General features: G+C 48.0%; 9 protein-coding genes. 7 read left to right on the forward strand and 2 right to left on the reverse strand.

The annotated features are described in order from the left end of the window. On the forward strand, nucleotides 1-798 hold a 798-nt coding region (locus ON064_RS14820; RefSeq protein WP_274625376.1), incomplete at its 5' end, for a right-handed parallel beta-helix repeat-containing protein. A 148-nt stretch (nucleotides 799-946) separates the two neighbouring features. Next, a complete protein-coding gene (locus ON064_RS14825; protein WP_274625377.1) occupies nucleotides 947-2,215 on the forward strand; it encodes an ATP-grasp domain-containing protein in 1,269 nt (422 codons plus the stop codon). Between the two features lie 98 nt (nucleotides 2,216-2,313). Here the strand turns inward: ON064_RS14825 and ON064_RS14830 are convergent, their stop codons facing one another. Beyond that, nucleotides 2,314-3,303 carry a GNAT family N-acetyltransferase gene (locus ON064_RS14830; protein WP_274625378.1) on the reverse strand — a complete coding sequence of 330 codons (990 nt, stop codon included), beginning with the start codon at nucleotides 3,301-3,303 and terminating at the stop codon, nucleotides 2,314-2,316. A gap of 243 nt (nucleotides 3,304-3,546) precedes the next feature. Here ON064_RS14830 and ON064_RS14835 point away from each other — a divergent pair, with 243 nt between their 5' ends. Beyond that, on the forward strand, nucleotides 3,547-4,800 hold the full coding sequence (locus ON064_RS14835) for an ATP-grasp domain-containing protein (protein WP_274625379.1): 1,254 nt from the start codon (nucleotides 3,547-3,549) through the stop codon (nucleotides 4,798-4,800). 456 nt (nucleotides 4,801-5,256) lie between these two features. Here the strand turns inward: ON064_RS14835 and ON064_RS14840 are convergent, their stop codons facing one another. Beyond that, a complete protein-coding gene (locus ON064_RS14840) occupies nucleotides 5,257-5,739 on the reverse strand; it encodes an antibiotic biosynthesis monooxygenase family protein (protein ID WP_274625380.1) in 483 nt (160 codons plus the stop codon). 203 nt (nucleotides 5,740-5,942) lie between these two features. Between ON064_RS14840 and ON064_RS14845 the strand changes: the two genes are divergently transcribed. Genes ON064_RS14845 through ON064_RS14860 form a run of 4 tightly spaced genes read left to right on the forward strand, consistent with a single transcriptional unit; the run spans nucleotide 5,943 to nucleotide 9,182 of the window. Then, nucleotides 5,943-7,019 (forward strand): GNAT family N-acetyltransferase, encoded by a 1,077-nt coding sequence (locus ON064_RS14845; RefSeq protein ID WP_274625381.1) that lies wholly within the window; start codon nucleotides 5,943-5,945, stop codon nucleotides 7,017-7,019. Nucleotides 7,020-7,079: 60 nt separating this feature from the next. Further along, complete coding sequence (locus ON064_RS14850) at nucleotides 7,080-8,087, forward strand: GNAT family N-acetyltransferase (RefSeq protein WP_274625382.1); 1,008 nt, start codon at nucleotides 7,080-7,082, stop codon at nucleotides 8,085-8,087. Between the two features lie 29 nt (nucleotides 8,088-8,116). Next, nucleotides 8,117-8,665, forward strand: a complete 549-nt coding sequence (locus ON064_RS14855; protein ID WP_274625383.1) for a hypothetical protein — start codon at nucleotides 8,117-8,119, stop codon at nucleotides 8,663-8,665. Beyond that, nucleotides 8,580-9,182 (forward strand): GNAT family N-acetyltransferase, encoded by a 603-nt coding sequence (locus ON064_RS14860; RefSeq protein WP_274625384.1) that lies wholly within the window; start codon nucleotides 8,580-8,582, stop codon nucleotides 9,180-9,182. Before ON064_RS14855 ends, ON064_RS14860 begins: the two co-directional genes overlap by 86 nt. Nucleotides 9,183-9,783 lie beyond the last annotated feature (601 nt).

Consider the following 9,783-nt stretch of genomic DNA (forward strand, 5'->3'; position numbering starts at 1 on the left):
CCGCGCAGCATCACCGTGTCGCCGCCTTTGAAAGAGACGGTTTCCCCGGGAACGCCGTATAAAATCCATCTTGGCTGCGGCTTGCAGACGGACCGCGGCAGCGATAATAATGTCTACGGGATTTACGATTGCCATTTTGTCGGCAATGCAGCGACCGGGCTGATGGTGCGCGGGTTGTATGGCCATCATATTCAAGGCGGCAATTTCGATTCGAATGGCATCTCGGGCATCCATATCGGCAGCGGCGCGATCAATACGACACCAGCGTATTCCGGCAGTATCAACCATAGCTATTTCGAAAACAATGGCTATGCGAATGTCTTGCTCGATTATGCAGCAGGGCTTAGCATCATCGAGCCGCTCCTCGCGAAACCGCGCGACGGCATGGGGGATGGACTTGCCTCGATCACTTCTTTATATAATGAAGAGTACCAATACGATACGACCAGCATCCTCTATAATGGGCGTTTGCATCAGTATGTGCCTGAAGGCGGCCGCTCGCCGCTCGATATGAAAGATGAGCCGCGCATGACAGTTAATAAGAAAAACGGCGCATCCCAGGCGGAAACCGTGAAGCTGCCGCCACCACCAAACCATAAATTCAGCGAAGAAGTGGAGATCTTTGTCGAACATAGCGGCGGACAGGAAGTGCGGCTTATCTGCGATAATGCCAAGGTCAATAACCGGCCAGGCAGTGAAGGCGTGCTCGCGCCGGCAGGGATCGGCTATAAAATCACCGCCTATTACAACAGAAACGACAAAAGCTGGATGGTTTCACATACGACACCTTTAAGTTAAAAAGTATTTTATACCTGAATTTTCAGATTTTTATTGACGTTTCTGTTTTTAATTGGTATTTTTGTATTACGCTTATCGAATTATTTAGTTATTTTGAATTAGCACTTATACTATATGTACATGATTTTTGCGAAGTGGAGGGTTTTAGATGGATAAAAAGAAAATTTTGATCCTTGGCGGCACATTCCATATGGTCAATGTAGTGGAGACGGCCAAACGCATGGGCTATTACACGATCGTCACCGACAATATGGTCGGTTCGCCAGCGAAGAAAATTGCCGATCTATCGTATGACATCAGTACTGCGGATATCCAGAAGCTAGCTGAAATCGGCAGGAAAGAGCAGATCGATGGCGTGTTCACGGCTTTTGACGATATCAATACATGGCATGCGGTCGCGCTGTGTAAAACGCTTCATTTGCCGTTTTATGCCACGCCCGCACAGCTCGAAATCACTTCGCATAAAGACCGTTTCAAGGAATATTGCCGGACATTTGGCGTGCCGGTCATTGAAGAATATGAATGTGACCCAGCCCAGGACCCTGAGCTCCCTCTGGTGGAATTTCCGGTCATCGTCAAGCCGGTTGATAGCTACGCGAGCAAAGGGATCACCGTGTGCTATGAAGAAGACGAACTTACAAAGGGGGTCGAAAAGGCAGTCGGGGAATCAAAAACGGGCAAGATTATGCTCGAGCGTTTTGTTGATTCGGATATCGGTGTTCAGGCATTTTACACCGCACGGGATGGCCATCTCGTCTTGACTGCCGTCACGGACCGTTTTACCCATAAGCAATCAAAAGAACATCCGCCGCTGCCTGTGGCAATGCTATTTCCCTCCCAGCATCAGCAGCAGTATATAAAGGAAGTCGATCCAACAGTGCGCAAGATGATCCGCAATATGGGCATCGAAAACGGTTTGGTGTTTATCCAGACAATGTACGATGGGGGCAGGATCTATGTATACGAAATGGGCTTCCGTTTCAGCGGCGAGCAGCACTACCACATTATCCACAAGCAGACAGGCGTCCATTTATTGGAGATGATGCTCGATTTCTCGGTCGGCGAAGATACGGCCAGCCATCCGATCGAACAATTCGACCATGCACCGATGCCATACCCTTCCGCTAATTTGCCGATTTTGCTCGGGCCGGGAACGATTACGGAAATCCGAGGCTTGGAGGCAGTGAAAGCGATGCCTGAAGTGATTTCTTGTGTCATTAACCGTTCCGAAGGCGAAACGATTGAGCGGACAGGCTCCTATTCGCAAATGTTTGGCCGTTTCAATGTGGTCGCAAAATCACAACAGGAACTCCTCGAAACGATCGAACGGATTTACCGTACGCTCGACATCCGCTCAGAAGACGGCCAAGATATGATCATGGCCCGTTTCCAACCCGCAAAAGTGAATGCTTCGTAATAGTATCAATGAAACAGCGTGAGCGTATGCCCGCTGTTTTTTGATGCCTTGAAAGTGAAACAAAAAAAGCGCGGATCCATATAGGATCCAGCGCTTTTTCAACCTCTGTATAAAGGGAAATGACCAGTGTTTTCGATGCCGGCTTGAAGGCGTTTCAGCTCGGTCAGCCTGCCGTACATATCGGTATTGCGAATGCGTTTGCCGGTCAATATCTCGAGCGGTTCCGTTTTGGTGAACCGCCGTTTAAAGCGGTATAGGGCTTCTGTTGAGGCACCACCTAGATGAAATTGGGAAAAGCCGTTTTCTTTGCCGTAGCGACACGCTTCCGCCATGATCAGTGAATTTCCGGCACAGCGGAAATACTCGGGGTCGTTAGCGACCAAATGGTAATGCATATAGTCGCCGTGGTGGACGATCAATGCGGAGGAGACAGTCTTGCCGTCGTATTTCGCATTGAGTAAAAATTGCTTGCCTTCCAGATACTTAAAGGATTCCTTTAACATGGCCGAGGTGAATAAATAATGATCCGGAAACTCATTGCGGTCCGCTGTGAGGTCGTATAGCCGGCAAAAATCATCCAATGTGTCCCCGGTGAAATCATATTCCACCGTTACGCCGTTTTTCAACGCACGGCGCACTTGCTGACGGGCGGCGGAAGAAAATTCAAAGCGGAAGGGATCATCGACAGTCAAATCGATATACATGACGATGCCGCGCATATCAAGGCCATAGAGCGGGAAGAAGTCTTCCGCATTCTTGATCCAGGAACTGAAGCGGATGTATTCGGAAACGATGTGCTGCTGTTCGCAGTAATCCTGGAATGCCGCATCGAACTCGTCGACCAATGCGCGGCGTTGGCTTTCTTCGCCACTTATGACAACAGGGCCGCTTTGGCCGAACGCGGTAATCGTATCGAACCAGCCTTCTAACAGCGGCACCGGCCGTTTGATGAAAGGATAGATAATGTGCCCGAGCTCACTTTTCCATTCAAACTGCTGAAATTCTCCTCCCTCGTGTGCGGCGTATGCTGCGTTCCATTCGGACGTAAAGAAAATGTCCGGAACCGCTTGCTTAGTAGGTATTGCCATGGCTCTCTGCCTCCTTAAAATAAATGGTATGCTATCTGCTTTCACAATAGGGTTTTCGGGTTAAAAAGAGGTAAAGCTTTTTAAATAGGAAGAAATATTATTTTTTTCAGAATTCCAGATTGACAAAACAATACCCCGGTTGGTAAATTTGTTCTACAAACAAACAAGAAAATCGATGGGTTTTATACAATCCGAGAAATTCCTAGTCAATATTACCTGAATAGACTGAAGGGGGTGTTTCCTGTGGAAAGACAGAAAAAGCTGCTTATTCTCGGCGGCATTACGCATATGATCGATGTAGTCGAAACTGCTAAGAACATGGGACTTTACACAATCGTTACGGACAACAACGAGGAATCGCCGGCAAAGAAAAACGCCGACAAAGCTTACCATATCAGCACCGCAGACATCGACGCCTTGGAAGCCATGGCGCGTCAAGAACAAATCGATGGCGTGCTGACGGCTTTCGACGACATCAACACATGGAATGCCCAATTGCTGACTGACCGGCTTGAATTGCCGTTTTATGCTACAAAAGAACATCTAGAGATCAGTTCCAATAAAGATCGATTCAAGGAGTTTTGCCGAAGATTCAATGTGCCGGTCATCGAACAATACGAAAAAGACGATGGGGTTCCGGTGCGTTATCCGGTCATCGTCAAACCGGTCGACAGCTATGCCAGCAAAGGCATTACGGTCTGCCAAAATGAAGTGGAACTATATGATGCAGTAGAAAAAGCAAAACGCTTTTCGCGTCACGGCCGCGTGCTCGTCGAACGCTTTATCGATACGAACCACGGCGTCGAGATGTATTACACTTTGCAAAACGGAGAGGTCATTCTATCCGCCGTCACGGACCGCTTTGTCCACAATCAGGGCCACCAAAGCCCTCCATTGCCGGTAGCAACGATTTATCCTTCAAGCCATCTCGCTGAATTCGTCTCAAAGCATGATGCCAATATACGGGACATGTTGAGAGGCATGGGGCTCAAGAACGGGCTTGTACTGATCCAGTCGCTATACGAGGGCGGAAAATTCTATATTTACGAGATGGGCTACCGCTTGAGTGGGGAGCAGCATTACCAGATTGTTAAACGCCAGACGGACGTCAACTTGTTGGAGATGATGATTGATTTTGCGGTCGGCGAAGACATCTCAAGATATGATTTAAGCAATTTCGATGATGGGTTCATGCGCTATCCATCCTGCAATCTATCGGTGCTTCTAGGGCCGGGAACCATACGTGAAATCAAGGGCTTGGAAGAAATCCTGGATTTGCCATCCGTGATTTCCTGGGTGCCGACACGAGAAGTGGGCGATGAGATTACAGTGACCGGCTCCTATTCACAGATGCTAGGACGTTTCAATATCGTGTGCCAGACGATTGAAGAGTTGAACGGGACGATTCGCGAGATCAATCGGACGCTGGAAGTCGTCTCGGAAAACGGTGAAGACATGGTGCTCGCCCGCTATCTGGCAGGAGAAAAAGTGAGCTAAACCGCAGCGGCTGCTGCGGTTTTTATTTTTATCATGATGATATGAAACGCAGTTGTTATTGAAGGGTTAGTGTAAATAGTTTTAGCAGCGCTTCAAAATGAAATGAAAAAAGATAAAGTATCTTGAGGACATTCTTGTTTAAATAAGCGTCCCCACTCAGTGGATGAAATCTATAGATAAAGATATTGCATCACACAAAAAGTTCAACGAAATCTAAAAGCCGAACCACAGGCGAGAGGCCAGCCCCAAGCGGAAGGCGACTAGTTTATGATGAAAAGTTCAGTAATCCATCCTTCTTACTCTCTTATCCAACTCACTCCACTACAATCTGATTTTACTAAGCGACACGCCCAGTCAATAAAAAGGTTTCAAAAATGATGCGCTGTCACTCAAACATATCTATGAACTCACATACTTCTCCACAGAAAAAGAGGCTCCCAATTGGAAGCCTCTTTTTTATTTGGAATAAGTGGTGACGAACGATGGGCGCGGGAAGATGTTCGGGCGTTTGTCGATGCCTTCTGATGTACCGCGTTTTTTATGTGCGTGCGAGTAAGCTTGGGACGATTGCCAAGTGGTGAAGGCAGATTCGTCTTCCCACATCGTGAGAATGACATACGTATCGGAATCGAGCGGGCGCAAAATGCGGATCGCTGCGAAGCCCGGTTCTTTTTCGACGAGCCCGGCGCGGTTCTGGAAGCGCGATTCGAACAATTCGCGGCCTTCTTCAGTGACCGGAATGTTATTGAATACGGCGAAAGCCCCGTCTTCGAGCTTCCCTTTTTGATCAAGCACTTCGTAAGATTCAATCTGATCGCCAGCCGGAACTTCTTGTTCATTGATGGCTGCTGCGTCGCGGCCGCTTCTTAAAACGAACCAGCCTTTGTTTTTCAGCGTATCGGTTTCTTGTTCATTGCCGAGCCATTTATAAAGCTTCATCGGTATGCACCTCTTCTTTGAAAGTTCTATATTTCCTATATTAAGTAAATTTTTTCATTTTCGCAAAGAATGTTGTCCCCTTTTCGGGCAGTTTTATCTATATATAAGTCTTAAAAAATTCCAGGCTTGTTTAACCTGTCTTTAACCTGGGCCTTTTAGGATAGGGGCTAATGAAGGGTTTTATTTGGAAAGGAGTGCATGCGATGGCAGGAACTCCACCAGGCATTGGGGGGAAGTATTCGCAACTTACAACGAGAAAGAAGGAAAAGATGATGGGGGATCTTTATTTCGATGAACGTTATGGAAAGTTGTACGAAGAAATAGAAAAAGGTGTTTGCCAAATATTCGAGTTCAATCATTCGCTCGGGCGTGTCCGGCATCTGTTCATCAAGCGGGAGATTCCGATATTGCTCGGGTCTAATCGCTACTTCGATATCGTCACGCCTTACGGATATGGAGGGCCGTTGATGACGGGCTGTGAGCCGGAACATCGGGAAGAGCTGGCATCCGCGTTTATGGAAGCATTTGCTGAGTATTGCGAAGAAGAAGGCGTGGTCAGTGAATTTATCCGGTTCCATCCGGTGCTCGGTAATGCAAAGGATTTCGAAAAAAGCTACGAAGTGCGCTATCTGCGCGACACGGTCGGAACCACGGTCGATGCCTATGACGATCCGGTTGAAGCGGAGTTCAGCGCTTCTGCCCGCAAGAACATCCGCAAAGCGCTGCGTGATGGCGTTGAGTTCAGTGTGACGCTTGGGCCACGTGATCTGCGGGAGTTCCAGCGGATTTATTTTGCAACGATGGACCGCAATCATGCCGATTCGTTCTATTACTTCAGTGAAAAGTATTTCACTCAATTGCTCGAGTCATTCGGGGAGAGATTATTGCTGGTTGAAGCACTGTATGAGGGCGAAGTGATCGGAATGGAATTGCAATTTGTCTACAATGATTTGATCCATACGCATCTGTCGGGAACATATGAAGCATTTCATCATCTATCGCCGGTTTACATCATGCAATACGCTACGGTGTTGTGGGCTAAAGAGCATGGCATCAAGCTCATCCACGGTGGAGGGGGGCGAACAAATAGCCCGGACGATAACCTGCTTCGATTTAAACAGCAATTTGCCCACCATACTAAGTTTTCATTCTATAGCGGCCAAAAAGTATGGAACGAAGAGGTGTACAGAAAGCTTTGCCAAGAAGCGAACACTGCCGTAGGGGATGAGTTCTTTCCTGCATACCGGAAACGGCCGGTAAAAGAAGCGAGCGAGGTCTGATAAAGAGAAAACAGAGGGGGAGCAGGCACAAACAACATAAGCAGAAATGGGGTTTAGCATGTGAAGGATTTGTTTTTCGAAAAAAATTACGGCCGATTGTACGAAGTGATTGAGAATGGCCGGTGCGAAGTGTTCGAGTTTGAACATCCGCTTGGCTGTGTGCGTCATCAGTTTATCCGCCGTGAGATTCCGATTCCCGTAACAGGTGGACCATATTTCGACATCGTCACTCCGTATGGCTATGGAGGGCCGGTCATCAAAAAATGTGCAGAAGGAAGAAAAGCCCAATTGGTGGAGGCGTTCGAGCTAGCTTTCGGGGAATATTGCGCGGAACACGGCATCGTCAGTGAATTCGTCCGGTTCCACCCAGTCATCGGCAATGCCTTGGATTTTGAAGATTGCTATGAGGTCCGTTATTTGCGCGAGACGGTAGGGACTAACCTGGCTGCTTACGAGGACCCGGTCCAAAGCGAGTTTTCCAAATCGACACGGAAAAATATCCGCAAAGCGCTTGAGGCAGGCGTGGTTTATGAGATCATCGAAAATCCCGTAAGCTTGGGCGAGTTCAAAGACATCTATCATGAAACGATGAACCGCAATAATGCGGATGCCTATTATTATTTCGAGGAAGATTATTTCACGGAATGCCTGAAATATTTTGCCGACCGCATCGTGTTGACGAAAGCGATCTATGATGGGCAAGTGATAGGCATGGGGTTGAACTTCGCCTACGAAGACCGCCTCCACACGCATCTGTCAGGAACTTTGAGCGATTACAATCACGCGTACCCTGCCTATATGCTGCAATATGCACTGACGGTTTGGGGGAAAGCGAACGGTTATCGACTGATTCATGACGGGGGTGGAAGGACTAACGACCCGAATGATAATTTGCTGATGTTCAAGAGGCAATTTGGCAAAAATACCCGCTTTGACTTCTATATCGGAAAGAAAATATGGAACAAGCCGATCTATAGGAAATTATGCGAGCTCAATGCGGCCGACGCAGCGACCGATTATTTCCCGGCTTACCGCTGTAAAAAGCATTTGGAAGCGAGCCGTGTCTAGGCGGCACATGATGAAAGGAAGTGGACCCATTGAATGACCTGTTTTTTGAAAAAGCTTACGGTAATCTTTACGAAAGGATGGAGCACGGAGTATGCGAGGAATTCGTGTTCCAAAGCGCATACGGCGAAATCAGGCATCTGTTCATTAAACGCGAAATTCCGATGATGGTGCACGGAGAGAGATGGTATGACGCCATCACACCTTATGGTTACGGCGGCCCGCGGATTTTGCGCTGTGCGACAGGGTGCCATTCCGATTTGGTCAGTGCTTTTGAGCATGCTTTCCGTGAATACTGCGAGGACCACCGCATCGTTAGCGAATTCGTCCGCTTTCATCCGATCTTCGACAACGCTCGCGACTTTTCCAATTGCTATGATGTCACGTTCCAGCGCGAAACCGTCGGGACGACACTCGACGGCTTCGACGATCCGGTTGCGTCCGAGTTTTCGAAATCCGCCAGAAAAACTTTGCGCCGTTCGCTGAATGCAGGCGTTGTCCGAGTTTTCGAAATCCGCCAGAAAAACTTTGCGCCGTTCGCTGAATGCAGGCGTTACGTGCCGCATCACCGTGGCACCTAGCGATTTGAGTCGTTTCAAGGAAATCTATTATGAAACGATGAACCGTGTCCACGCCGATTCTTATTATTTCTTTGATGATAGGTACTTCGATAGCTGCCTGCTGAAATTCGCCGATAAAATTGTCTTGGCTGAAGCCATTTATGAAGGGCAAGTGATCGCTGCAGAGCTGCACTTTCTGTATGACGGCATTTTGCACACGCATCTTTCGGGCACTATCCACGATTTCCATCAACTGTCGCCGATTTACGTTCTACAATACGGCGCTGTGCGTTGGGGCAAAGAGAACGGCGTCAAGCTGATCCATGCAGGGGGCGGCCGGACAAATGACGAGGAAGATCCACTTTACAAATTCAAGAAAAAGTTCGGCCAGCATACGGGCTTCCGCTTTTATACCGGCCGGAAAATCTGGAACGCCGAGATTTATGAAGAGCTCTGCAAAAAGTCCAGAGCCAATGCGGCGGAACCATTCTTCCCCGCGTATCGGGCGAATGCCAGCAAACAATTGAGCAGTGTATGAAACTTAATGAAATCCTAAAGTGCCCGCAGCATTTTTTGCGGGCTTTTTTTATTGTCATGTTGTTGGAAACCTTTGTATGACAGGAAAGTTAACTTTGCTAGCTAGCGAGATGGCATATCTCTATCCATCAATTTAATCCACTAGCTGGTGAAGTAGAATGCCTTTAGATAATTCTTCACCAATTAGCCGCCTCCCGCTTGGGGCTGGCCTCCCGCAATGAGCCAAGAAGAATACTTGTCTCATTGCTTCAGCTCGCCCGTATACGCGGTTCGGCTTTTACATTCCACTGGAGTTGGTAATTGACAAAGTATGTTATTTTCTCCTGATCATCCGCTGGTGCTGATGCTTAGCTGGACATGATCAAGGTTGAACAAAACTATTCACACTAATTTCAAAGCTACATGAATTTCATTTCCTCTCTAAAACTAGAGATTAAGCGGAATGGGGCCGACGCCTGAGGGACCGCGCGGGCTGGCGAGACAAATGTGTCGCGTCTTTTGCGGCACATTGGCTCAACACCCGCCCCTCGGCAAGCGTGCCCCTTGAAGCGCAATCTCCACTACACGATCTTTACAGCTCTCTTCCACATTAAAAAACTCTT

It is taken from the genome of Planococcus sp. A6, from assembly GCF_028823615.1.
Lineage (GTDB): Bacteria > Bacillota > Bacilli > Bacillales_A > Planococcaceae > Planococcus.